The following is a 23410-nucleotide window of genomic DNA, read 5'->3' as shown; positions in this document are numbered from 1 at the left end:
CGGCAATGCCGCTCTTATTGAGCGGGCGCTGCCGGAGCGGCCGGCGCTGCCGAAGCCGGAGCAGCCGCCTGAATCTTCTGCTGGAGCGCCGGATCAGCGGCGGCGGCCTGACCGATCTGGTTGAACTTTTCCGGCGGGATGCCCGACGCCTGGAGCGCGGCCAGCATCTTGGGCTGCTTGTCGGCGGCGGCGATGGACGCATCCTGCTGAATCTTGGTCACTTCGACCGCGGCGGCGGCGAACTGCTTGATTTCAGCCTCGCTGAAACTGCTGGCGCCCGCAGCGGGAGCCGCAGGAGCAGCCGGGGCCGCGGCATCCTGCGCCAAAGCCGGACCGGCCGCAGCCAGAGCGATCGACGCCATGGCAGACTTCAGAAAAATGGATTTCAGACCCGTCAAAATGCTTCTCCTCAAAAACTCAACCACGCTTTGAACGCGAAGCTGTGGAAGAGGTTGGCCGGAGAAAAGGGCGATCCGACCAGATGTTGCATTTAAGAGACGGTCAACAAAGAAAATGCAGCTAATCGCTGATAGCCCACGATTCATCGCCGGGTGAAATCATTACGTCATCTCAATGAGAAAAGGGGCCGGATTCGCGCATCCGGCCCCTTCCCGATTCTCACCAGATCTTCACCCGATCTTGCGGTGCGAGAATGATCTTGCCGCCCGCCTCCGGTTTGAAGGCCGAATACCATTGGTCGAAATTGCGCACGGTATCAGCCCGATATTGCGACGGCGAATGCGGATCGGTGACCAGACGCTGGCGCAGATTCGGCTCGCGATAATTGCGCCGCCACACCTGCGCCCAGCCCAGGAAGAAGCGTTCGTCGCCGCTCGTGCCATCGATCACCGGCGCGGGCTTGCCGCCCAGCGAGGCGTGATAGGCGTCGAGCGCCACCGCGACTCCGGCCAGATCGCCGATATTCTCGCCGAGCGTGAAGGCCCCCTTCACATGTGCGCCGGGGAAGGGTTCATAGGCGTCATATTGCTTGACCAGCCTGTCGGTCAGCGCCTTGAAATTGGCGACGTCCTGATCGCTCCACCATTGGTTGAGCTTGCCCGTCTCATCATATTTCGCGCCCTGATCGTCGAAATGATGGCTGAGTTCATGGCCGATCACCGCGCCGATGCCGCCATAATTCACCGCCGGATCGGCATGGGGATCGAAGAAGGGCGGTTGCAGGATGGCGGCGGGGAAGACGATCTCCACCATGCCGAAATTGGCATAGGCGTTGATCTCCATCGGGGTCATGCCCCATTCCCAGCGATAGATGGGCTTGCCGAGCTTGCCCATCTGATAGTCGAACTCATACTGGTTCGACCGCAGAGCATTGCCGAACAGATCATCGCGCTTCATCGTCAGGCCGGTGTAATCACGCCATTTGTCGGGATAGCCGATCTTGGGCGTGAAAGCGGCCAGCTTCTTGTGGGCGCGGGCCTTGGCGGCGTCGCTCATCCAGGTCAGGCCATCGATGCGGCGGCCCATGGCGGCGATCACATTCTTGACCAGCTGATCCATCGCCGCCTTGGTTTCGGGCGGGAAATATTTGGCGACATAGACCTTGCCGATTTCCTCACCCATCGAGCCTTTGAGGAAATCGACCGCGCGCTTCCAACGCGCCTCGCGTTCGGGCGTGCCCGAGAGCGTGGTGCCGTAGAAGGCGAAATTGGCGTTGGCGATGCTGTCGGGCAACTGATCGGCAAAGTTGTGCAGCGCGCGCAGCAGCAGCGCGTCCTTCAGCACGCCGACCGGCGCCTTGGCGATCAGCGCGGCTTCGCCGGTGACGGCGCTGGGCTGCGACACCAGCAGGTCCTTGGGCGCAAGCCTGTTGGCGGCGAAATAGGCGGTGAAGTCGAAGCCCGGCGCGGCCTTCTGCAAGTCCGCCAGCGTCATCTTGTTATAGGTCTTGTCCGCGTCGCGACTGTCAACCTGGGTCCAGTGGACCTTGGCGATTTCCGTTTCGAAGGCCATCAGCGCTGCGGCGCGGGCCTTGGCATCGGCTTCGCCTGCCAGCGTCAGCATCTTTTCGAGATGCGCGACATAGGCGGTGCGGATCGCCGCCATCTTCGCGTCGGGTTCCAGATAGAAATCGCGGTCGGGCAGGCCGAGACCAGCCTGATGCAGGACGAGGATATAGGTTTCGGGGTCCTTGTCGTCCTGATTGACATAAAAGCCGAAGGGACCGTCAATGCCGGCGCGGGCAGCCTCAGCGGCGAGCTTCGCATAGCCGGGCCTGTCCTTCACCGCCTTGATCTTCGCGATCCAAGGCTTGGCGGGGGTCAGGCCCTTTTTCTCAACCGTGGCGGCGTCGAGATAGCTGGCATAGGCATTGCCGATCTTGCTGTTCGGGTCTCCCTGCGCGGCATCGAGAATGCCCTTGGTCCGTTCCCGCGACAGGTCGTCCAGCGTGTTGAAGGCGCCATAGTTGGACTTGTCCGCCGGGATCGGCGTGTTCTTCGCCCATATGCCATTGGCATAGTCGTAGAAATCGTCGCCGGGCTTCACCGACTTGTCCATGCCGGCCGCATCGAAACCGTAGCTGCCATAGGTCGGTTTTGCCGCGCTCTGTTGCGCAGGATCGGTCTGCGCGACGGACGCGCCAGCAGCCAGCGCAACAGCCGCTGCGCCGAGGAGGAGATATTTCATCAAAGCTTTCCCTTGCTTCATTTGGTCAGGGCACGCGGACGCGCCCATGATGGCCGGGAGTTGAGCGCCTCAAGGCGGCGATGTCCATGTCGTTGGTCGAAAAATCTCAGGCGCTTGCGGCTTGGGCAAAAGAGCAGCTGTGCTCCTGCGCAATGCCTCAGGGCAGGCGGATGGACGACGCGAACGCTGTCCGGAGCGCGCCCGCATCCAGTGGATCGAGATGCGGCAAACGGCCAAGGCTGGGGACTTTGCCCAACGCCGGAATGATCCGTTCATTCTCCGCATGCGGCTCGCCGATGAAGGCGATCCCGGCAATCGCTATGTCCCGCGCCCGCAAGGCCTCTATGCTGAGCAGGCTGTGGTTGATCGTGCCCAGCCCGGTCCGGGCACAGAGGATGACCGGCGCGCGCCAATGCGCGAACAGGTCGATCATCAGCAACGTTTCGCTGACCGGCACCATCAGCCCGCCCGCGCCCTCCACCACCAGCGGGCCGTCGACCTTCGGCAAGGCGAGAGCGTCGAGGCTGATCTCCACCCCGTCGATCCGCGCCGCCAGATGAGGCGAGGCGGGCGTGGTCAGGCGATAGGCTTCGGGCAGGATATGCGACGGCGGAAGACCGGACAGAGCAGCCACGCATTCCTTGTCGCCTTCGGGATCAATCCCGGCCTGGACCGGCTTCCAGTAATGCGCGCCCAGCGCTCCGGCCAGACCCGCCGCGAACACGGTCTTGCCGATGTCGGTATCGGTGCCGGTGACGACGAAGACACTCATGCCACCGCCCGCCGCAATGCCTCGCCCAGCGCGGCGATATCAGCGCGCCCGACATTCAGGGTCAGCGAAATCCGCAGGCGGCTGGTGCCGGGCGGCACGGTCGGCGGACGGATGCCGCGCACGTCGAAGCCCGCCTCCTGCAAGGCGGCGGCAGCGGCCATGGCGCGGCGGTCCTCGCCCAATATGACCGGGATGATCTGGCTGCGCGGCGCAGGCAGGCCGAGCGGCGCGCAGATCACTTCGCTGGCGTCGACCTGCAATGTCTTCAGGCGGTCGCGCAGGTCGCTTGCCTGCTCGATCCGGTCGAGCGCCGCCGACACCGCCACCGCCATCAACGGCGAGGGCGCGGTCGAGAAAATAAAGGCCCGCGCCCGGTTGATAAGATAATCGATCAGGATCTGCGGCCCGCAAATCAGCGCGCCCTCCACCCCCATCGCCTTGCCGCAGGTATGCAGCGTCACGACATTGTGCATGCCGTCAAGTCCTGCGGACAGGCCGCGCCCCGAAGGACCGAAAACGCCGGTGCCATGCGCTTCATCGAGGATCAACATGGCGTCATATTTTGCCGCCAGCGCCGCCAGATCGTGCAACGGCGCCATGTCGCCATCCATGGAATAGAGCGTCTCGACCGCGATCCACACCCGCCCCTTGCCGCCTTCCTGCCGCCAGGCGACGATCAGGTCGGCAAAGCTCTGGACGTCATTATGGCGGGCGAACACCGTCACCGCCTTCGACATGCGGATGCCGTCATGAACGCTGGCGTGGATCAATTCATCCGCGACGATCAGGTCGCCGCGCTGCGGCAGGGTGGAAAACAGCGCCAGATTGGCGGCAAAGCCGTTCGCCATGAACAGCGCGGCCTGCGTGCGGAAGAAGACGGCGGCCTTGACCTCCAGCCCCTCATGTTCCGGCGCGTTGCCGCGCAACAGGCGCGATCCGCCCGATCCCACCGGCACGCCCCGCGCCACAGCGTCGGCCACTGCCTGCCCGATGATCGGATCGCCGGCCAGACCGAGATAGTCGTTGGAGGCAAAGTCCCGCCCGGAACGGGGGATCAGACGGCGCAACCTGCCGCGCTTCTCCAGCGCCGCAAGCTGCGAACGGAAAGGTTCGCTGGTCATGGCGGCGCTATAGGCCTTCGCGCCATGACCGGGCAAGCGCACCCGCCCTTTATTGCCGAACAACCCATCCCGGCGCGGACCGGAAAGGGCGACCGGCAGAGGGAGCCTTTAGAAAGAGAAGCTCAGCGAGAAGGAAGCGACATTGTCGTTGCTGTCATCGGCATTGGGACGAAAGCCATGCTGGTGCAGATAGCCGATTTCCGCATTCACATTCTTCGCGACCGGCGTGGTGATGGCGATCAGGTTGCGCATCCGCTCTTCGCCTTCGACGCGCTGAAAGCTGGTTGTGTTGAGATCGATGAAGCTCTCATGGCTCAACACCAGCGCGGTCTTGCCGCCTTCCCTGAACGGCAGCACATATTTGACATAGGGGCGGAAACGCCAGGCCGTGCCGTTGATCCCCTCGCGCCAGCGCTCTTCCAGACGCAGGCGGGCACTGAGTTGGCCGGGACCGATCTTCACGATATTGTCGAACGTCACCTGCTGGCGGCCGCGATGCTCCATCACGGAAAAATCGCCGCCATTATATTGCGGGTCATGGGTGTAACCCGCCCAGACAGTCACCTGCTTGTTCAGCTTGTAGCCGATCAGCGAGTTCATCTCGACTTCGTACAGCCCATCGCGGTCGTTGCTGAACCGGCCGACCACCTCTTGCGAAAAGCGCCAGTGATCGCTCAGCTTCACCGTCGCGCTGGCGGTGGTCCAGATCTGTTCGTCCTCGCTGGCATGGGCCATGGCAGGCAGGCTCAATGCGACAAAGGCGGTGGTCAGTTTCAAGCGCAGCGACATCATACCCCCATCCAGTCCGGCGGCGGAGGCCGACTGTGACCGTTTCGCGTCTCTACTGTTACTATTATATTTCATTTTAGTGACAAAATGACACGAAACCGACTCGACCCGTCCGAAATTTCCGGACAGATCGATGTCGCAGGGTAAATTGAAGGCTTTTTGTCGGCCTGCCGTTGCGACGGCTTAAGCCGGGTTATGCTGTTTCAAAAAAGCGTCGACACGTTGCAGGAAATCGAGCCGGTCCGCCTGGCGGGAAAAGAAATGATCCGCCAGCGGCTGTTCAACATAAATATAATCGCGTCCCTCGACCTTTCCCGCAGCCTTCAGCTTTTCAGCCATTTCCCGTGACTGGCTGACCTGAACCCGCCGATCCTTCTTCCCGTGCATCAGCAGGATCGGCGCGGAAAATTGCGTGGCGAAATTGATGGGGGAAACGGCAGCGAAATCGGGCGCCTGCGCCTTCATCCAGTCCTTGCCCCGACCGGAATTGAGAAAACGGCTGTCATAGCGCACCATTGCCGACAGGTCGGACACACCAGCATAGGAAATGGCGCAGCGATATTTCGCGCCGTCACGCTGCGCCGCCCGCATCGCCGCATAACCGCCATAGGAGCCGCCGACGATGCAGACCCGCTTTGCGTCGGCAATCCCCTCTTTCACCACCCAGTCGACCGCGTCATTCAGATCATCCTGCATGGCAAGACCCCATTGCCCCTCCCCCTTGGCCGCGAAGGCGGTGCCATAGCCAGCGGAGCCGCGATAATTGGGCTGGAGTACCGCATAGCCGCGATAGGCGAAGAATTGCACCCACCAGTCCCATTCCTCACTGTCACGGGCAAAGGGTCCGCCATGAGGCATCAGGATGAGCGGCAGATTCTTCGGGTCCCGATCCTTGGGCAGAGTGAGCACGGCGGCGATGTCCAGCCCGTCGCGCGCCTTGTAGCGGATCGTCTTCACGGGCGAGAGATGGGTGCCAGGGCCGAAGCTGTTGCTGATCAGGGACAGGAGGTTCATCACCCCGACGGAGGTGTCGTAATAATAATAGGCGCCGGGCTGATCGGCGCTGCCGACATGGACGATCATGCGGCTGTGGTCGCGACTGGTCGACACGATCCGGGCGCGGCGATTGCCGACCGCCTTGTCGATATCGGCCTGTACCTTGGCCAGACCCGGATCGAACCAATGGACCCCCGGCCCGTCGGCGGTAAAGCGCACCCCGGCCAGGCCCGTGCCCGCCGCGTCACGTTCCACCCCTCCAATGTCGTAATAACCGGGTGCAGCAAAGATCTTCGTTCCCAGTTCCAGCCGGTTGAGATCAAATTCGTAGAGCGCGTCAGTCCCTTCATGATCGTCGCTGGCAATGGCCTTGCCCGGTTCGGCGGTGAACAACATCGGCACCACCATCGATTCATCCCGGCGGCGATTGGCGCGGTCGACGACGCGGAAGCTCGACCGGCCATCGGGGCGATAGAGCAGCTTGGCGGTGCGGATCGAGTCATCATAGCCGATCCCCATGCGCACCGCGCCAGCCGCATCGGCATACCAGGACATCACATATTGGCGCGGTTGCACGACAGCGCGCAGCTTGCCGGTGGTCACATCCACTTCGTCCACGCGCGGCCAGAAGCCGAGGTCATTGCCATAGATTGAGGTCTGATAGGACAGCAGGATGCGCGGGCTGCCGTCACGGGCGACCCAGATCACATCATCGGCATTCTGCGCGGCGGTGGCTTTCGCCAGCAGGTTGATCTTGCTGCCGTCGGCCTTGATGCCGGCGACGCGGCTGATCGACCAGGGCGCGCCTTCCACATTGGTTTCGCTGCCAAGACCCGCGATCAGCCATTCGTCATTGACCCAGCTCCACCAGTTGAGGTCATTCTCCCCCAGTTGCAGCATGCGAACACGGTTGGGGCCGTCCGCGACGGAGGCGATCATCAACATCAACTGGCCCTCAATCGCCACGCGAGCGGCAATGCGCGTTCCGTCGGGCGACAGTTCCGGCTGCTCCATCAGCGGAAGTTCGGCAAAGGCCTCGATCCGCCATTGTTCGGGCGGTACGGATTTGATGGCATCGGTCTGCGCAAAGGCCGGCACGGAAAGCTGCGCGAGCAACATGCCCGCGACAACGGAAAGATTCTTCAAGGCATCCCCCTGTTACGAATAACCCCGCCCTGAATATAGGGCGGGGTTATTTTCCTGTCTTTGCCTTTCTAATCGGTGATTTACGCGCCGTGCGCCAGCGCCGCGAGCAACAGCAGCGCGACGATATTGGTGATCTTGATCATCGGATTGACCGCCGGGCCCGCCGTGTCCTTATAAGGATCGCCGACCGTATCGCCCGTCACCGCAGCCTTGTGGGCTTCGCTGCCCTTGCCGCCGTGATGGCCGTCCTCGATGAACTTCTTGGCATTGTCCCAGGCGCCGCCTCCCGACGTCATGGACAAGGCCACGAACAGCCCCGAAACGATCACACCCAACAGCAACGCGCCCAGAGCCGCAAAGCCATTGGGCGTCCCTGCCACCGCCGAGATCGCGAAATAGACAAAAATCGGCGCCAACACCGGAAGCAGGCTGGGCACGATCATCTCCTTGATCGCGGCGCGGGTGACGAGGTCCACCGTGCGGGCATAGTTGGGTCGCGACGTGCCCTCCATGATGCCCTTGTTGGTGGCGAACTGGTCCCGGACATCCTTCACCACGTCACCGGCGGCACGACCCACCGCCGTCATGCCCATGGCGCCGAACAGATAGGGCAGCAGCGCGCCCAGCAGCAGGCCGACAATGACATAGGGGTTGGACAGACTGAAATCGACCGGCTCGGTCAGGCCGAGGGCGGAGTTATAGAATTTCAGATCCTCCGTATAGGCGCCGAACAGCACCAGCGCGGCAAGGCCTGCCGATCCGATGGCATAGCCCTTGGTCACCGCCTTGGTCGTGTTGCCCACCGCGTCGAGCGCGTCGGTCTTGACCCGCACGCTGTCTTCAAGCTGAGACATTTCGGCGATGCCGCCCGCATTGTCGGTGACCGGACCATAGGCGTCCAGCGCCACCACCATGCCCGCCAACGCCAGCATGGCCGTCGCGGCAAAGGCGATGCCGATCAGGCCCGCCAGCTGATAGGCGACGATGATGCCGACCACGATCACCAGCGTCGGCAGAGCCGTGGCTTCCAGGCTGACCGCCAGCCCCTGAATGACATTGGTGCCATGGCCGGTTTCCGACGCTCGGGCGATGCTGCGCACCGGGCGGTAGTTGGTGCCGGTATAATATTCGGTGATCCAGACGATCAGACCCGTGACCGCCAGGCCCACCATCATCGACCAGAACAGCGCCATGCCGGTATAGCCGCCGCCGCCGTCGAGATCGGTGCCGAAGCGCGCATTGAGATCGCCCAAGGCGAAATGCGCCGCCGCATAAAGAGCCGGGATCGACAGGATCGCCGTCGTCCAGAAGCCCTTGTACAGCGCACCCATGATCGACTGGCTGCTACCGAGCCGCACCATATAGGTGCCAATGATCGAGGTGATGATGCACACGCCGCCGACGATCAGCGGCAGCGACATGAGCTGCATCAGGAAGGCGTTGTCCACACCCTTCACCAGCAAAGCGGTCAGCACCATGGTCGCACCGACCGTCACCACATAGGTTTCGAACAGGTCCGCCGCCATGCCCGCGCAGTCGCCGACATTGTCGCCGACATTGTCCGCGATCACGGCGGGGTTGCGTGGGTCATCCTCCGGAATGCCCGCCTCGACCTTCCCCACAAGGTCCGCGCCGACGTCCGCCGCCTTGGTGAAGATGCCGCCGCCCAGACGCGCGAAGATGGAGATGAGACTGGCGCCAAAGGCCAGAGCCACCAGAGAGTCGATCACCAGCCGGTCATCGGGCGCATGGCCCGCAGGCCCGGTCAGATACCAGAAGAAGACGCTGATCGCGAGCAGGGCCAGCCCGGCCACCAGCATGCCGGTGATGGCGCCCGCCCGGAACGCCACCGTCAATCCGCTTTGCAGAGTGTCTCGCGCGGCTTCGGCGGTGCGGACATTGGCGCGCACCGAAATATTCATGCCGATGAAGCCCGCCGCGCCCGACAGCAGCGCGCCGATCAGGAAACCGATGGCCGAGGTCGCGCCGAGGAAGAAGAAGACCAGCGCCGCGACGACGACGCCGACCATGCCGATGGTCGTATATTGGCGCCCCAGATAAGCCTTCGCCCCTTCCTGAATCGCGCCTGCAATCTGTTGCATGGTATCGTTGCCGGCGGAGGCCGCCAGCACCTGTCGACTGGTGAAAACGCCGTAGAGCACGGCCAGCAGGCCGCACCCTATGGCTATCGAGACAATCTGCATGAATGTTCCTCTCCCCCTGTTATGCCTGTCATCGGCCGCTCCGCAGGGAATGACGGGCGGGCGAAAGGCGTGAGCGCAGGCGGCCGGAACATGCGCTTCCGGCATCGGGCACCGCGTCAATCAGCAACAGGCTCACGCACATCATGCGGTCCTACCGGGCTGAGGAAGGTCGACGGTGAAGCTACAGGGCGGACGGGCGGCGTCAACCCATTACGAATCAGAGCGTTCAGCCATGCTCCCAGCCCAGCCTTTCGGGCAGTGGAATGGCCACCCCGTCGATCATCAGGGTCAGGCCCGCGCCCGGCGAAAAGCGTCCCACCGGAATCGCGCGCACCGGCGGCTTGACCGCGGCGGGAAGGGCGAAGAGCAGTTCATAATCGTCCCCCGCCCGTGCGGCGGCAATCTGGACCGCGCTGCTGCCGCCCCGCACCCGTTCCAGATGGAAGGACAAAGGGATATGGTCGATGGTGACGGCAAGGCCGCTCGCCTGCGCCATGCGCGACGCGTCGATCAGCAACCCGTCGGACACGTCCATCATCGCATGAACCTGCCGAGCGAGCAGCGCCCCCTCCGCCAGACGCGGACGCGGGCGGCGATAGGCGTCAACCAGCGGCCCCGATGCGGCGGGATCGGCCTGCAACAGATCAAGCCCCACGCCCGCATCGCCCACGGGGCCGGTCAGATAAAGCCGGTCGCCCGCCTGCGCGCCGCCACGCACCGGGACCAGGCCGGTCGCTTCGCCGAGAGCGGTGAGGCTGTAGCTGCGGGGCGCGCCCTTCGGCATCTTGACCGTATCGCCCCCCAGCAGCGGCATGGCGTGGCGGGCAAGCGCCTCGCCCAATCCTTCCAGAAAGGCCGCGTCCCACTCGTCGTCGCCCGACAGGGCATAGTTGAGCAGACAGCCGACCGGTTTCGCTCCCTTGGCGGCAAGGTCGGACAGGTTCACCGCCGCCAGTTTCCAGCCGATATCAGCGGGCGGGTCGGTAGGGAGGTAATGTACTCCCTCGACCATCGTATCGCTGGTGAGGATCAGGCGCGCGCCGCCAATTTCCAGCACCGCCACATCATCCTGCAAGCCCTGCGCGGCGGGATCGTTCGCCAAAAGGCGCAGCAGCGTCAGAAAACGGGATTCAGCGGACATGGCGTCCCCCCGCTTTGCCCAAGGCGGTTATTTCCGCACATCCTTCGCCACGGCGTCGAGCAGGCCGTTCACGAATCCTGCCTCACGCTTGTCGTAAAAGGCGTGGGCGACATCGACATATTCGCTGATGACGGTGCCGGTCGCCACATCCTTGCGGGCGAGCAGTTCATAGGAGCCCGCGCGCAGGATCTGCCGCATCGGCTTGTCGAGCCGTTCAAGGCTCCAGCCCTTGGACAGCCGGGCCACGATCAACCCGTCAATCTCCTCGCGACGCCGGTCCACGCCCTGCACCACATCGTCGAAGAAGCTCTCCTCCGCCTGCGCATAGGTCACATCCTCTATGGTCGCGCCCAGACGATGCTGGTGGAACTCGTGCAGCAACAGATGGAGCGGCGTGCCCTCCATTTCGAGCTGGTAGAGCGCCTGAACCGCGGCAAGGCGCGCGGCGGAGCGGGATTTGGAGCGATCGTTCATCAACAGGTCCATAGCCGTTCGAACCGGAAAAGTCGAAACCGGCTCGAAGAAGAAAAATGACCCCGCGAAAGCCACGGGGCAATCGGATTATTTGAGCCGCAGCGCCACCGAAGCCGCGTGCGCCGGAAGCCCCTCCGCCTCCGCCAGCGCGACGGCGGCAGGCCCGATGGCATCGATGCCGCTCTGGTTGAGGCTGAGGAAGCTGGTCCGCTTCATGAAGTCCAGCACCGACAGCCCCGAAGAAAAGCGCGCCCGGCGCCCGGTCGGCAGCACATGGTTGGGGCCAGCGACATAATCGCCCACCGCTTCGGGCGTCATACGGCCAAGGAAAACCGACCCGGCATGGCGCACTTGCTTGAAGAGCGCGTCGGGATCGTCGACGGCGAGTTCCAGATGCTCGGCGGCCAGACGGTCGACCAGCGGCATCGCTTCCGACAAGTCGCGTACGGCGATGATCGCGCCATTGGCGTTCCAACTGGTGGTTGCCACTGCCTGCGTCGTAAGCTTGGGAAGCTTCCGACGAACTGCTTCCTCAACCGCATCGGCAAAGGCCGCATCGTCGGTGAACAGGATCGACTGGCTGGTCGGGTCATGCTCCGACTGGCTGAGCAGATCAGCGGCGATCCAATCGGGATTGTTCTTCCCATCGGCCACCACGACGATCTCGGACGGCCCGGCGACCATGTCGATGCCGACAACGCCGTAAAGCTGGCGCTTCGCCTCCGCGACCCAGGCATTGCCGGGGCCGGTGATGACATCGACCGGCTTGATCCGCTCCGTACCATAAGCGAGCGCCGCCACCGCCTGCGCACCGCCGACGCGCCAGATTTCCTCAATCCCCGCGATCTGCGCGGCGGCCAGAACCAGCGGATTGATCTCCCCATTGGGGGTCGGCGTCACCATGGCGATGCGCGACACGCCCGCCACCTTGGCCGGGATCACATTCATCAGCAGCGAACTGGGATAGGCCGCCCGCCCACCGGGCACATAGAGCCCCGCCGCATCCACCGCGCTCCAGCGCGCGCCCAGGCGCACGCCCGCCGCATCGACGCTGTCGCTGTCCTGCGGCTTCTGCTTCTCATGATAGGCGGTGATCCGCGCCGCCGCGAGTTCCAGCGCGTCGCGCAACTCGGTCGAAAGCGTGTCCAGCGCCCTGCGGCATTCGGCAGGTTCCACCGCCCAGCCGCTGACGTCCAGATCGTGCCGGTCGAAGCGGCTGGTATAGTCGGCCAGCGCCACGTCGCCCTCGGCCCGGACGCGCTTGAGAATCGCGGTCACATCGCGCGACACATCCTCATCGGCCTCGCGCCGGGCATCGACCAAAGCGGTGAAAGCGGCGGCGAAATCCGCGTCGCGGCTGTCAAGCCTAAGCGGCATCCTGCACCCCCACGGCCTTGCGGAAGGCTTCCACCAGCGGCGTCAGTTCCGCCGAGCGCATCTTGTAGGCGGCGCGATTGACGATCAGCCGCGCCGACACCTGCATGATGATATTGGTCTCGACCAGGCCATTGGCCTTCAGCGTCGCGCCCGAGGACACCAGGTCCACGATCCGCCGCGACAGGCCGAGCGACGGCGCCAGCTCCATCGCACCGTTCAGCTTCACGCACTCTGCCTGAATGCCCCGCGCTTCATAATATTTGCGCGTCAGATAGGGATATTTGGTCGCGACGCGCACATGGCTCAATGCCGCCTCATCCTCATCGGCGAGGCCGACAGATTCGGCGACCGACAGGCGGCAATGCCCCATGTCGAGGTCGACCGGCGCATAAATCTCTGAATAATCAAATTCTTCCAGCACATCCGAACCGACAATGCCGATCTGCGCCGCGCCATGCGCCACGAAGGTCGCCACGTCGAAGGCGCGCACGCGGATGATCGACACATCGGGCCGGTTGGTGGCGAAGCGCAGCGCGCGGCTCTTCTTGTCATGGAACTCCGCCTCCGGTTCGATACCGGCTTTGGCGAGCAGAGGCAGCGCCTCTTCGAGGATGCGCCCCTTGGGGATGGCGAAGGTGAGCGGACGAGTCATGACCCGCGCGCCTTACTTGCGAAGGGGCAAAAGGACAAGCTAGGCCGCATGGTTCAGGCAGCCTCGGCCAATGCCGCCTCGGTCGCCGCGATCCAGCCGCCGCCCAAAACCCGGTCGCCCGCATAGAGCACCGCGGCCTGCCCCGGCGCCACGCCATATTCGGGCGCGTCGAAAATCAGGCGCTCCCCCTCCAGCCGTGCGGGCACGGGCTTGGCCATCGACCGCACCTTTGCGGTCAGCGGCCCGGCGAAGTCCCCGCCCAGCCAGTTGATGTCCGACAAACGCGCCGCCGACACCGCCAGCGCCGCCTTGGGTCCCACGATCACGCGCCGCCCTTCGGCATCCAAACGTATGACATAAAGCGGCTCTGCCTGCCCGCCTATTTCCAGCCCCTTACGCTGGCCGACCGTATAGTGGATCATGCCCTTGTGCGTGCCCATCACGCGCCCGTCGATATGGACGATATCCCCGCCCTCATCGGCATCGGGGCGCAGCTTGCGGACGATCTTGGCATAATCGCCATCGGGCACGAAGCAGATGTCCTGACTGTCCGGCTTCATCGCCACCGACAGCCCGAGTACCGCCGCGATCTCCCGCACCTGCGGCTTGGGCAAACCCCCAAGAGGAAAGCGCAGATAGTCCAGTTGCGCCTGAGTCGTGGCGAAGAGAAAATAGCTCTGGTCCCGCGCCGGATCGGCGGCGCGATGCAATTCGGCGCCCTGCGGCCCCTCCACCCGGCGGACATAATGGCCGGTGGTCAGACAGTCCGCGCCAAGGTCCCGCGCAATCTGGAACAGGTCGGTGAACTTCACCCCCATATTGCACTTCACGCAGGGGATGGGCGTGCGCCCGGCCATATATTCATTGGCGAAGTCGGAAATCACCGATTCCCGGAACTGGCTTTCATAATCAAAGACATAGTGCGCAATGCCGATCCTGTCCGCGACCGCGCGCGCGTCGCGAATATCCTGCCCGGCGCAGCAGCTTCCGCTTCGGCCCACCGCAGCGCCATGATCGTAAAGCTGGAGCGTCACGCCGATGGTTTCCGCCCCCGTGCGCGCGGCGAGCGCGGCAACGACGCTCGAGTCCACCCCGCCCGACATGGCAACGACGATCCGCCGCGCGTTAAGCGGCTCTGTTAGCTGGAACTGGGACTGCATGGGCGCGCATATAGTCGCCCCCGTCCCGGCATTCCAGCGGGATTCCACCCGTAAAAACAAGATTCGGCCAAAATCGCGATCAAGTTTACCGGACCTTATCCTTTAGCGCGTAGACCCCCTTCCCATGGATTTGGGTTTCCTTCGGACAGGCGGGCTAAAGCCCAGCTTCGTCAAGCCTTCGGGCCGGCGACGCGTGCCGGTCTGGCCATCCCTGCGGGCTGCTTCGGCGGCGGCGCAGGCGGCCAGCCCGACCGCGCAGGCGGTCGCGGGGATCCTGCGGGGGCAGGAGATCGAAGGCGACTGGATCCAGGAACTGGCCGATATCCTCGCGCCACGTTCCAGCGGCCATATCGAGGCCGCAGGGCTCGCGGGCAGCTTTAACCCGTTGATCGCGAACCGTTTAAAGGTGGGGCAAGGATGATGAAGGGGGCGTTTACCGTGGCGCTTTAGACCCTGTTCAGGGCTTGAAGCGCAAACAGTTTCGCACTGCTGAGGACGGCAACGCCAGTGCCGCTTATTGAGGGTGATAATGATCGAAAACCAGAAAATCAGACCTGCCCAGGTCGTCGGGCCGCTCGGAGAACCCCTGACTCTGGAAAGCCTGCCGCCGGTGGATACGACCCGCTGGGTCGTGCGCCGCAAGGCGGAAGTCGTGGCGGCCGTGAATGGCGGCCTGCTGACCGTGGACGAAGCCTGCGCGCGCTATTCGCTGACGCTCGAGGAATTTGCGAGCTGGCAGCGCGCGGTGGACCGTTCGGGCATGCATGGTCTGCGCGTGACCCGGATTCAATATTACAAGTCGCTCTACGAACGGCAGCAGAAATACTGAACACCCCAAAAAGGGTCGCATCCAAATGACAGCAAGGCCGCCGGATCTGGCATCCGGCGGCCTTCTGCTTTTGCTTTCATATCGCTTAGGGAACGTAAAGCCGACTTTTCCGTTGAACAGTTCAGCCTGGCCGGAAGGGGCTGTGGTCCAAGGAGAGTAAGACATGGGCATCATTTTATGGCTTGTCGTCGGCGGCATCATTGGCTGGCTTGCCAGCATGGTCATGCGCACCGACGCGCAACAGGGCATCTTGCTGAACATCGTCGTCGGCATCGTCGGCGCCTTCATCGGCGGCCTGATCTTCAGCGGCGGTTCGATCAATGACGGCCTGACGCTCTACAGCTTCCTGGTGTCGCTGGTGGGCGCCATCATCCTGCTTGCGATCGTCAATCTGGTACGCCGCGGCTCTGTCCGCTAAGCACAGGCTGAAAACCGAAGAGGGCCGCGCCATTCAGGGACGCGGCCTTTCTTCCGGGTCAGCCGCGCCCCGCGAAGAAACGGTAAAGGGCGAGCACTCCGATCGATCCGAACACCGCGGCAATGAAACTGGTCTGCTGGCCCGGCGCATAGACGCCCAGCATCCGCCCGACATAGCCCGCCAGCAGCGCGCCCGCGATGCCCAGCAGGATGGTGAGGACGCAGCCTCCCGGGGCGCTGCCGGGCATGACCAGCCGGGCAAGGGCGCCCGCGAACAGCCCGACGATGATCCACCCCAGCAATTCCATCCCGCCCCTCCGGCTGATTGACCGGCTCATTGCGCCACAGTCGCGCAGCTTTGGCAAGGGCGCCGCCTGCTCTTTCGCGGGACGCGCAGAATGATTTTGCGGAACGAAAGGGGACCGTGGTAAAGAGGCTTGAGCAGGGTGATGTATTCATATAATACAGCAATCCGCGCGGCGCTTATCGCCGGAAGATGGATTCAGGATGAACTACGAAACCCAACTGGTCGGCGATGTTCCGGCAAATATCCTTGGTGAGCAGGAAGAGCGCCCGATCTGGCGCCGTCGGCTCGTGATCGGAGCGGTGGTCGCGATTGTCCTGATCGCTGCCGCCACCTGGATCAGCATGCGCGGCAAGGGTGCGGACATAACACCGGCGGCGGCACAGGCCCCGGTCGTGACCGTCATCAGCCCCGGCCAGTCGCTGGTATCGCACACTGTCAACGCCACCGGCTCGCTCGCCGCGCGCGTCGACATGCCGGTCGGTGTCGTGGGCGAAGGCGGCGCGGTGGCGCGCGTTCTGGTGCAGCCGGGCGACTGGGTGAAGGCGGGCCAGGTGCTGGCGACCGTGGAACGGTCTGTCCAGACCGAACAGATTCGCTCGCTCGCCGCGCAGGTGGAGGTCAACCGCGCCGATGCCAAGCTGGCCCAGGCGCAGCTTGACCGCGCCAAGGCGCTGGTGGCGCGCGGCTTCATCAGTCAGGCCGACATCGATCAGCGCACCGCCACACGCGACGCCGCCAATGCCCGCGTCAATGTGGCCGTCGCTCAACTTGCAGAGCAGCGCGCCCGCACCGGGCGGCTCGACATCCGGGCACCGGCAGCGGGCCTCGTGCTGACCCGTACGGTCGAGCCGGGCCAGATCGTCGGCGCCGGCAACGCCGTGCTGTTCCGCATGGCCAAGGATGGCGAGATGGAAATGCTGGCGCAGGTCAGCGAAGGCGATCTGGCTGCGCTGCGCGTCGGCAACAGCGCGACCGTGACTCCGGTGGGTGGCACGGCGCAATTCGCCGGCCGCATCTGGCAGGTGTCGCCCGTGGTCGACAATCAGAACCGCCAGGGCACCGCCCGCATCGCCCTGCCCTATAATCCGGCGATCCGTCCGGGCGGCTTTGCCTCCGCCTCGATCGTCAGCGGCGCCGGTTCCGCGCCGATGCTGCCGGAATCGGCGGTGCAGACCGATGAGAAGGGCCATTATGTCTATGTCGTCAACGGCCGCGACGAAGTGCAGCGGCGCGACGTCAAGACCGGCCAGGTGACCGATGCGGGCGTATCGATCCTGAACGGCCTCAACGGCAATGAACGCATCGTCGCGTCGGCGGGCGCCTTCCTGACGCCGGGGCAGAAGGTGAAGCCAGAGGTCCAGAAGTCGAAATAAGGCCGCGCCGCGCGCCCCGTGCGCGCGCTGCCCGGCAGGCGAGGAAGCCGTCATGAGTTTTCGTAATATTTCCGCCTGGGCCATCCGCAACCCGGTGTCGCCGATCGTCCTGTTCGTGGCGCTGTTGCTGGCGGGCATGGTCAGCTTCGGCCGGATGGACGTCAACCAGCAGCCTGACATCAGCTTCCCCATGGCCAGCGTGGTCGTGCGGCAACCCGGCGCCGCCCCGACCGAACTGGAAACGCAGGTCACCCAGCGCGTCGAAGCCGCCGTGCGGGGCATCAGCGGCGTCGATGAAATCACCTCCTGGGTGTCGGAGGGCGAATCCCACACCAATGTGCAGTTCCAGATCGGCACGCCGGTGGACCGCGCCGTCAACGATGTGAAGAACGCCGTCGACCAGATCCGCAGCGACCTGCCGGAAGGGATTCTGGCACCGCAGGTCAGCCGCGTCGACATTGATGGCGGCCCCATTGCCTATTTCAGCGCCGAAGCCACCGACATGACGCTGGAGGAACTGTCCTGGTATGTCGACAACACCGTCGCCAAGCGACTGCTGGGGGTGCCCGGCATGGCGGCGGTGAAGCGCGGCGGCGGCGTCAGCCGCGAAATCCGCGTCATCCTGGACCCGGCCAAGCTGCAATCGCACGGCATCACGGCGAGCCAGGTCAACCAGCAGCTTCAGCAGGTGAACCTCAACGCCGCGGGCGGTCGCACCGAAATCGCGGGGGCCGAACAGGCGATCCGCGTGCTCGGCAACGCCCGCGACGCCTATGCGCTGGGCCAGACCCAGATCGCCATTTCCGGTGGCCGCACGGTCAAACTGGCCGATCTCGCCGATGTGCGCGACATGTATGCCGAACAACGGTCGCTGGCGCTGATGAATGGGCGGCAGGTGACGAGCTTCAGCATGGAAAAGGCGAAGGGATCGTCCGACGTCACCGTGTTCGACGACGCGATGAAGGTGCTGGACCAGCTCAGGAAGGAAAATCCGAAAGTCCAGTACAAACAGCTCTATACCAGCGTCGAATATACCAAGAACCAGTATCATAGCGCCATCCAGTCGATGATCGAAGGCGCGGTGCTGGCCGTGGTCATCGTCTTCCTGTTCCTGCGCGACTGGCGCGCGACGATCATTTCCGCGCTGGCCATCCCGCTATCGGCCATTCCCGCCTTCTGGTTCATGGACATGATGGGCTTCACGCTCAACATGACCTCGTTGCTGGCGCTCAGCCTCGTCGCGGGCGTGCTGGTCGACGACGCCATCGTGGAGATCGAGAATATCGTCCGCCACATGCGCATGGGCAAAAGCGCCTATCAGGCCGCCATCGATGCCGCCGACGAAATCGGCCTTGCCGTGCTGGCGACCACCATGGCGATCGTCGCGGTGTTCCTGCCGGTCGGCATGATGCCGGGCATTTCCGGCCAGTTCTTCATCCAGTTCGGCCTGACTGTCGTCGTGGCGGTGCTGCTGAGCCTCGCGGTCGCGCGCCTGATCACGCCGATGGTCGCCGCCTATTTCCTGAAGGCTCATGGTCAGGAAAGCCATGGCGAAGGCTGGTTGATGGATATCTATATGGCGATATTGCGCTGGTCGCTGGATGAGCGCCGCGCCATCGCCCATCGCGCGCGGGGCGGCCGGGCACGCTTTACGGCCTGGCTGCGCGATCATCGCATCTGGACGCTGGGTCTGGGCTTCCTGGCCTTCGTCGCGACCATCATCGCCTTCGGCACGCTGCCCATGTCGTTCCAACCGAGCATGGACACCGATTTCAGCCAGGTGAAGATCGAAACCGTGCCCGGCAGCACGCTGGAACAGACGACGGCGATCACCCACAAGGTCGCGGACATGCTTGCCGCTGACAAGGACACGGTCGACGCTGCCTTTGCCGACATCCAGACCACCGGCGCCGACATCTACCTGACGCTGCGCAAGGACCGGCCGACCAGTTCCGTCGATTGGGAACGCAGGATGGCGCCCCAATTCCAGCATGTCGCCGACGCGCGGGTCAATTTCCAGTCGCAATCGGGCGGCGGGTTCGGCCGCGACATCATCATCATGTTCGGCAGCGACAATCCGGCCCTGCTCGAACAGACGGCCAACAGGCTGGTCAAGGAAATGGCGGGGGTCTCCCTGATCCGCGCGCCGCGCGTGCAGGGCGACATGAACCGGCCGGAAATCGTCATCAAGCCGCGCTTCGATCTTGCCGCCAGCATGGGCGTGACGACCGCCGCGCTGAGCCAGACGATCCGCGTGGCGACCATCGGCGACATCGACCAGAACAGCGCCAAATTCTCGCTGTCCGACCGGCAGATTCCGATCCGCGTTTCGATCGCGGAGCACAGCCGCCGCGACCTGGCCACGATCGAGAATATGCCCGTGCCGACAGTCAGCGGCGGCTCCGTCCCGCTGAAGGTCGTCGCCGACATCGAATTCGGCGCCGGGCCGACGCAGATTCGCCGCTACAACCAGATCCGCCGCATCGTCGTCGGCGCCGACCTCGCTCCCGGCGTCGTCACCAGTCAGGCGATGGCGAAGATCAACGCCCTGCCCACGATGAAGGCGGTGCTGGATGGCAAAATCCAGGGCGTGCAGAAGATCGAAATCGGCGACAGCAAGTTCCAGGCGGAGATGATCCAGAATTTCGTCATCGCCGTGATTTCCGGCATTCTGCTGGTGCTGGCCGTGCTGACGCTGCTCTACAAGCGGCTGATGCCGCCCTTCGTGAACCTGGGGTCGCTGCTGCTGGCGCCGCTGGGCGGGGCTTTGGCATTGCATATCGCTGGACAGCCGCTGTCGATGCCGGTGTTCATCGGCCTGCTGATGCTGCTGGGCATCGTCGCCAAGAACTCCATCCTCGTCATCGACTTCGCGCTGGAGGAGATGGGCAAGGGCGTCCCCAAGCTGGAGGCGATCATCGACGCCGGGCACAAGCGCGCCCAGCCGATCGTCATGACCACCGTGGCGATGGTGGCGGGCATGGTGCCCACCGCGCTGTCGCTGGGCGGCGACGGGGCGTGGCGCGCGCCAATGGGCATCACCGTGATCGGCGGCCTGCTGCTGTCGACGCTGCTGACGCTGGTGATCGTGCCCGCATGCTTCAGCCTGGCGCTGGGGATCGAGCAATGGGTGGGGCCGCGCCTTGGCCGGCGCCTACTGACCTACAAGCCCGGCGACGCCCAGCCCGGAGGCGTGCAGCCGGCCGAATAACGAAGCGACCGGAAAAGAAGCGCTTGCCTGAACGAAACGGCGGCGTAACCGTTGGTTCGTCATGAAGCTGCTTGCTCCACCCCGGTCCATGGCCCAGCCCGATGCCGACAGCCCGGTCCATCCGGCCCGGCGCATGCGGCTGGTGGCGACCGGCATGCTGCTGGCGATGGCGGCGCTGTTCCTCGGCGCGCGGGCGACGGTGCATCTGCATCCCGCCATCGGTTTCGTTCAGGCCTTTGCCGAGGCGGCCATGGTCGGCGGCCTTGCCGACTGGTTCGCGGTGACGGCGCTGTTCCGCCACCCGCTGGGCCTGCCGATCCCGCATACGGCGATCATTCCGCGCAACAAGGACCGGATCGGGGACACGCTCGCCCTGTTCCTGCGCGACAATTTCCTGACGCCCGCCGTGGTCGCCCGGCGCATGCAGCGGCTGGACGTGGCGGGCGCGGCGGGGCGCTTCCTCGCCAGCCCCTCCGGCGGCGATGGGCGGCTGCGCGAAAGCGCCTCGCGCCTTGCCGCCGATCTTCTGGAAACGCTGGATCAGGAGCGGTTGGGCGGCATGGTGAAGGGCGCCATCGCCCAGCGGCTGCGCGCCATGAACCTCGCCCCGCTGATCGGTCAGGCGCTGGAGGCCGCCATGCGCGACGGCCGCCATGCGCCGGTGATGGACAGCCTGATCCACTGGGCCGACCGCACGCTGGAGGCCAATGACCATCTGATCCGCCAGATGGTGCACGACCGATCCGGCAAGATATTGCGCTGGACCGGCCTGGACGAAAATCTCGCCAATGCGATCATCGACGGACTGCGCAAGATGCTGGCCGACATGGCGGACGACCCCGGCCACAGCCTGCGCCTGAAGGCGGAGGAAGGCATGGCGAAGCTCGCCGCCGACCTGCAATTCGACCTGGAGATGCAGGCCCGCGTCGCCCGCATCCGCGACGAGATCGTGGACAATCCGGCGATGCAGCGCTGGATCGACGGCCTGTGGGAACAGGCGCGCACCGGCCTGCTGCGGGCGGTGCGCGATCCGGGCAAGGCAATGGCCGGGCGGCTGGGCGAAGCGCTCCGCCAACTCGGCGGCACCTTGCAGGACGATGCCCGACTGCGGCTGCTGATCAACCGCTTCATGCGCCGGGCGGCCGTGGGCGCCACCGCCACCTATGGCACAACGATCGTCAAGCTGGTCAGCGAAACCGTGCGCGGCTGGGATGCGGGCACCGTCACCAGCCGGCTGGAACATGCGGTCGGCCGCGACCTGCAATATATCCGCATCAACGGCACGCTGGTCGGCGGGCTGGTCGGCCTCGCCATCCACGCCATCGATACGCTGCTTTAGGGGCTTATTCCCCCGGCATTTCGTCCCCGCCCCGGCGCGAGGGCGGTGGAGGCAATTCATCCGCCGTCAGCACACCGTCACCGTTGGCGTCGAGCTGATCGAACATGGCCATGGCGGGCGCGACAAATTCCTGCATGTCGATCTTGCCGTCATCATTGCTGTCCTCGGGATAGGGCATGGCCGCACCCGGAGGGCCAGGCGGCGGTCCATCACCCCGCTTGGCGCTGGAACGCCGATCCCCCAGCGGCGGACCACCCGGACCGCCATGCTCTCCGGAACCGCCATGATGGCCGCCAAAACCGCCCCTGCCCGGCCCGCGCCGTTCGCCGCCCTGCGCCGGGGGGCGATCCCCGTCCTGCCGCTCATGGCCCAGCATCCGCTGCATGGCCTCAACCGGCACCAGCCCGTCGCCATCGGGGTCCATCAGCTTGAATCGCTGCTCCATCCACGACCGCATTTCCTCACGCGTGATGCGACCGTCGCCATTGGCGTCGGCAGCCCAAGGCCCGCCCCGATGGTCCGGCGGCTGGGCCAGTAGCGGCGCGGGCAGAAGCAGCGGGCTCAGCAACAACAGGGATCGTAAACGCATCATGACTCCCATGACGTCAAGGGCTGGATCAAACCGTCCCTCCGTTTCTTTGCTGCCTTATGTCGGCAGGCAAGGGGAATATTGCAGCGCTCCGAAATTTAATGTTGCAACATATCATTGAAGTATGTTGTAACGTTACATGTCGATCCTTCCAGGATCGCGGAAAAACAGGAGGATGCACGATGCAGTTGATGACATTGCGCACGACAGAGGGGGTGTCCGGCTATCAGGGCGGTCGCCGTTCTCCCTTCGGCATAGGCGGCGCGATAGCGGTCCACGCGCTGGTCGCCGGGATTTTCCTGATGATGCCCAAGGAGATGATCCAGCAATTCACGGACAAGCCGTTCGTCACTTACGACGTTCCGGAAACCGTGCCGCCTCCCCCCGAAAAGCCCGCCCCCGAAACCGACCGCAAAGTCCCTTCCCGACCCAGCCCGGAGCCCACCACCACCAAAGCGATCGTCGACACACCCACCTCGGACTTCACGATCAATAACGACCTCTTCCCCACGCTCGAGCCGGGCAAGGGAACCGACACGATCACGCCACCCTTCACCCCGCCCGCACATGAAGCCCTGCTGGTCGACCCCAGTATCGACCCGCGCGCGTTGGCGATGTTCCAGCCCGATTATCCCGGTGCGATGATCCGGCAAGGGACGGAGGGCACCGTCACCGTCCGCGTCACCATCGGCGCGGATGGGCGCGTCCTCGATATCGAGCGGCTGTCGGCAACCGATGACGCCTTCTGGCTCGCCACGCAACGCCACGCCCTGCACAAATGGCGCTTCCGCCCGGCGACTCGGGATGGCGTGGCGGTCAGTTCCAGCAAGGTGCTGACCGTTCGTTTCCGCCTCGCAGACGTTTGAA

21 protein-coding genes are annotated in these 23410 nt (G+C 64.4%); 7 read left to right on the top strand and 14 right to left on the bottom strand.

The window, feature by feature from the left end; all coding sequences use genetic code 11:
- Nucleotides 1-14 precede the first annotated feature (14 nt).
- The 12 genes from HUK73_RS14555 to mnmA form a co-directional block, all read right to left on the bottom strand.
- Nucleotides 15-362, bottom strand: coding sequence for a DUF4168 domain-containing protein (locus tag HUK73_RS14555; protein WP_369805493.1), 348 nt, complete (start codon nucleotides 360-362; stop codon nucleotides 15-17).
- Between the two features lie 256 nt (nucleotides 363-618).
- Nucleotides 619-2646, bottom strand: a complete 2028-nt coding sequence (locus tag HUK73_RS14550; RefSeq protein WP_176592537.1) for a M13 family metallopeptidase — start codon at nucleotides 2644-2646, stop codon at nucleotides 619-621.
- Between the two features lie 157 nt (nucleotides 2647-2803).
- A complete protein-coding gene (gene bioD, locus HUK73_RS14545; protein ID WP_176592536.1) occupies nucleotides 2804-3418 on the bottom strand; it encodes a dethiobiotin synthase in 615 nt (204 codons plus the stop codon).
- On the bottom strand, nucleotides 3415-4539 hold the full coding sequence (locus tag HUK73_RS14540; RefSeq protein ID WP_176592535.1) for an 8-amino-7-oxononanoate synthase: 1125 nt from the start codon (nucleotides 4537-4539) through the stop codon (nucleotides 3415-3417). Before HUK73_RS14540 ends, bioD begins: the two co-directional genes overlap by 4 nt.
- A gap of 108 nt (nucleotides 4540-4647) precedes the next feature.
- Nucleotides 4648-5328, bottom strand: a complete 681-nt coding sequence (locus tag HUK73_RS14535; RefSeq protein WP_176592980.1) for a DUF2490 domain-containing protein — start codon at nucleotides 5326-5328, stop codon at nucleotides 4648-4650.
- Between the two features lie 183 nt (nucleotides 5329-5511).
- Nucleotides 5512-7443, bottom strand: a complete 1932-nt coding sequence (locus tag HUK73_RS14530; protein WP_176592979.1) for a S9 family peptidase — start codon at nucleotides 7441-7443, stop codon at nucleotides 5512-5514.
- Between the two features lie 107 nt (nucleotides 7444-7550).
- The gene (locus tag HUK73_RS14525) at nucleotides 7551-9674 is read right to left on the bottom strand and encodes a sodium-translocating pyrophosphatase (RefSeq protein WP_176592534.1); all 2124 of its coding nucleotides are present in this window, start codon (nucleotides 9672-9674) and stop codon (nucleotides 7551-7553) included.
- A 226-nt stretch (nucleotides 9675-9900) separates the two neighbouring features.
- On the bottom strand, nucleotides 9901-10815 hold the full coding sequence (thiL, locus tag HUK73_RS14520; protein ID WP_176592533.1) for a thiamine-phosphate kinase: 915 nt from the start codon (nucleotides 10813-10815) through the stop codon (nucleotides 9901-9903).
- 27 nt (nucleotides 10816-10842) lie between these two features.
- On the bottom strand, nucleotides 10843-11289 hold the full coding sequence (nusB, locus tag HUK73_RS14515; RefSeq protein ID WP_176592532.1) for a transcription antitermination factor NusB: 447 nt from the start codon (nucleotides 11287-11289) through the stop codon (nucleotides 10843-10845).
- Between the two features lie 87 nt (nucleotides 11290-11376).
- Entirely contained in the window at nucleotides 11377-12666 is a 1290-nt protein-coding gene (gene hisD, locus HUK73_RS14510; RefSeq protein WP_176592531.1) for a histidinol dehydrogenase, read from the bottom strand.
- Nucleotides 12656-13318: an ATP phosphoribosyltransferase gene (gene hisG / locus HUK73_RS14505; RefSeq protein WP_176592530.1), complete on the bottom strand. Its 663-nt coding sequence runs from the start codon at nucleotides 13316-13318 to the stop codon at nucleotides 12656-12658. The genes hisD and hisG overlap by 11 nt, the downstream gene beginning before the upstream one ends.
- A 53-nt stretch (nucleotides 13319-13371) precedes the next feature.
- A complete protein-coding gene (gene mnmA, locus HUK73_RS14500) occupies nucleotides 13372-14478 on the bottom strand; it encodes a tRNA 2-thiouridine(34) synthase MnmA (RefSeq protein ID WP_176592529.1) in 1107 nt (368 codons plus the stop codon).
- Nucleotides 14479-14602: 124 nt separating this feature from the next.
- On the opposite strand from mnmA, the gene HUK73_RS14495 reads away from it, so the two are divergent.
- From HUK73_RS14495 to HUK73_RS14485, 3 genes are all read left to right on the top strand, one after another.
- Nucleotides 14603-14899 carry a hypothetical protein gene (locus tag HUK73_RS14495; RefSeq protein WP_176592528.1) on the top strand — a complete coding sequence of 99 codons (297 nt, stop codon included), beginning with the start codon at nucleotides 14603-14605 and terminating at the stop codon, nucleotides 14897-14899.
- Between the two features lie 108 nt (nucleotides 14900-15007).
- Entirely contained in the window at nucleotides 15008-15307 is a 300-nt protein-coding gene (locus HUK73_RS14490; protein WP_007687284.1) for a DUF1153 domain-containing protein, read from the top strand.
- 163 nt (nucleotides 15308-15470) lie between these two features.
- Nucleotides 15471-15725, top strand: a complete 255-nt coding sequence (locus HUK73_RS14485) for a GlsB/YeaQ/YmgE family stress response membrane protein (protein WP_025549750.1) — start codon at nucleotides 15471-15473, stop codon at nucleotides 15723-15725.
- A 58-nt stretch (nucleotides 15726-15783) separates the two neighbouring features.
- Here the strand turns inward: HUK73_RS14485 and HUK73_RS14480 are convergent, their stop codons facing one another.
- A complete protein-coding gene (locus HUK73_RS14480; RefSeq protein ID WP_176592527.1) occupies nucleotides 15784-16032 on the bottom strand; it encodes a GlsB/YeaQ/YmgE family stress response membrane protein in 249 nt (82 codons plus the stop codon).
- A 199-nt stretch (nucleotides 16033-16231) separates the two neighbouring features.
- Here HUK73_RS14480 and HUK73_RS14475 point away from each other — a divergent pair, with 199 nt between their 5' ends.
- From HUK73_RS14475 to HUK73_RS14465, 3 genes are all read left to right on the top strand, one after another.
- Nucleotides 16232-17404 (top strand): efflux RND transporter periplasmic adaptor subunit, encoded by a 1173-nt coding sequence (locus HUK73_RS14475; protein WP_176592526.1) that lies wholly within the window; start codon nucleotides 16232-16234, stop codon nucleotides 17402-17404.
- Nucleotides 17405-17456: 52 nt separating this feature from the next.
- Nucleotides 17457-20615 carry an efflux RND transporter permease subunit gene (locus HUK73_RS14470; protein WP_176592525.1) on the top strand — a complete coding sequence of 1053 codons (3159 nt, stop codon included), beginning with the start codon at nucleotides 17457-17459 and terminating at the stop codon, nucleotides 20613-20615.
- 61 nt (nucleotides 20616-20676) lie between these two features.
- Entirely contained in the window at nucleotides 20677-21954 is a 1278-nt protein-coding gene (locus HUK73_RS14465) for a DUF445 domain-containing protein (protein WP_176592524.1), read from the top strand.
- A 4-nt stretch (nucleotides 21955-21958) separates the two neighbouring features.
- Here the strand turns inward: HUK73_RS14465 and HUK73_RS14460 are convergent, their stop codons facing one another.
- Nucleotides 21959-22546, bottom strand: coding sequence for a hypothetical protein (locus tag HUK73_RS14460; protein ID WP_255326289.1), 588 nt, complete (start codon nucleotides 22544-22546; stop codon nucleotides 21959-21961).
- Nucleotides 22547-22725: 179 nt separating this feature from the next.
- Here HUK73_RS14460 and HUK73_RS14455 point away from each other — a divergent pair, with 179 nt between their 5' ends.
- Nucleotides 22726-23409, top strand: a complete 684-nt coding sequence (locus HUK73_RS14455; RefSeq protein ID WP_176592523.1) for an energy transducer TonB — start codon at nucleotides 22726-22728, stop codon at nucleotides 23407-23409.
- Nucleotide 23410 lies beyond the last annotated feature (1 nt).

Origin of the sequence: Sphingobium sp. EM0848, from assembly GCF_013375555.1 — a bacterium.
In the GTDB taxonomy this organism is placed as follows: domain Bacteria; phylum Pseudomonadota; class Alphaproteobacteria; order Sphingomonadales; family Sphingomonadaceae; genus Sphingobium.
This window is presented reverse-complemented; position numbering and strand designations above follow the sequence as displayed.

Coding starts and splice junctions, on each gene's coding strand:
- bioD (WP_176592536.1), bottom strand. CDS start 3,418: ATGAGTGTCTTCGTCGTCACCGGCACCGATACCGACATCGGCAAGACC.
- HUK73_RS14525 (WP_176592534.1), bottom strand. CDS start 9,674: ATGCAGATTGTCTCGATAGCCATAGGGTGCGGCCTGCTGGCCGTGCTC.
- HUK73_RS14475 (WP_176592526.1), top strand. CDS start 16,232: ATGAACTACGAAACCCAACTGGTCGGCGATGTTCCGGCAAATATCCTT.
- hisD (WP_176592531.1), bottom strand. CDS start 12,666: ATGCCGCTTAGGCTTGACAGCCGCGACGCGGATTTCGCCGCCGCTTTC.
- HUK73_RS14460 (WP_255326289.1), bottom strand. CDS start 22,546: ATGATGCGTTTACGATCCCTGTTGTTGCTGAGCCCGCTGCTTCTGCCC.
- HUK73_RS14555 (WP_369805493.1), bottom strand. CDS start 362: ATGGCGTCGATCGCTCTGGCTGCGGCCGGTCCGGCTTTGGCGCAGGAT.
- HUK73_RS14455 (WP_176592523.1), top strand. CDS start 22,726: ATGCAGTTGATGACATTGCGCACGACAGAGGGGGTGTCCGGCTATCAG.
- HUK73_RS14465 (WP_176592524.1), top strand. CDS start 20,677: ATGAAGCTGCTTGCTCCACCCCGGTCCATGGCCCAGCCCGATGCCGAC.
- HUK73_RS14535 (WP_176592980.1), bottom strand. CDS start 5,328: ATGTCGCTGCGCTTGAAACTGACCACCGCCTTTGTCGCATTGAGCCTG.
- HUK73_RS14480 (WP_176592527.1), bottom strand. CDS start 16,032: ATGGAATTGCTGGGGTGGATCATCGTCGGGCTGTTCGCGGGCGCCCTT.
- thiL (WP_176592533.1), bottom strand. CDS start 10,815: ATGTCCGCTGAATCCCGTTTTCTGACGCTGCTGCGCCTTTTGGCGAAC.
- HUK73_RS14495 (WP_176592528.1), top strand. CDS start 14,603: ATGGATTTGGGTTTCCTTCGGACAGGCGGGCTAAAGCCCAGCTTCGTC.
- mnmA (WP_176592529.1), bottom strand. CDS start 14,478: ATGCAGTCCCAGTTCCAGCTAACAGAGCCGCTTAACGCGCGGCGGATC.
- HUK73_RS14530 (WP_176592979.1), bottom strand. CDS start 7,443: ATGTTGCTCGCGCAGCTTTCCGTGCCGGCCTTTGCGCAGACCGATGCC.
- HUK73_RS14490 (WP_007687284.1), top strand. CDS start 15,008: ATGATCGAAAACCAGAAAATCAGACCTGCCCAGGTCGTCGGGCCGCTC.
- hisG (WP_176592530.1), bottom strand. CDS start 13,318: ATGACTCGTCCGCTCACCTTCGCCATCCCCAAGGGGCGCATCCTCGAA.
- HUK73_RS14550 (WP_176592537.1), bottom strand. CDS start 2,646: ATGAAATATCTCCTCCTCGGCGCAGCGGCTGTTGCGCTGGCTGCTGGC.
- HUK73_RS14540 (WP_176592535.1), bottom strand. CDS start 4,539: ATGACCAGCGAACCTTTCCGTTCGCAGCTTGCGGCGCTGGAGAAGCGC.
- HUK73_RS14470 (WP_176592525.1), top strand. CDS start 17,457: ATGAGTTTTCGTAATATTTCCGCCTGGGCCATCCGCAACCCGGTGTCG.
- HUK73_RS14485 (WP_025549750.1), top strand. CDS start 15,471: ATGGGCATCATTTTATGGCTTGTCGTCGGCGGCATCATTGGCTGGCTT.
- nusB (WP_176592532.1), bottom strand. CDS start 11,289: ATGAACGATCGCTCCAAATCCCGCTCCGCCGCGCGCCTTGCCGCGGTT.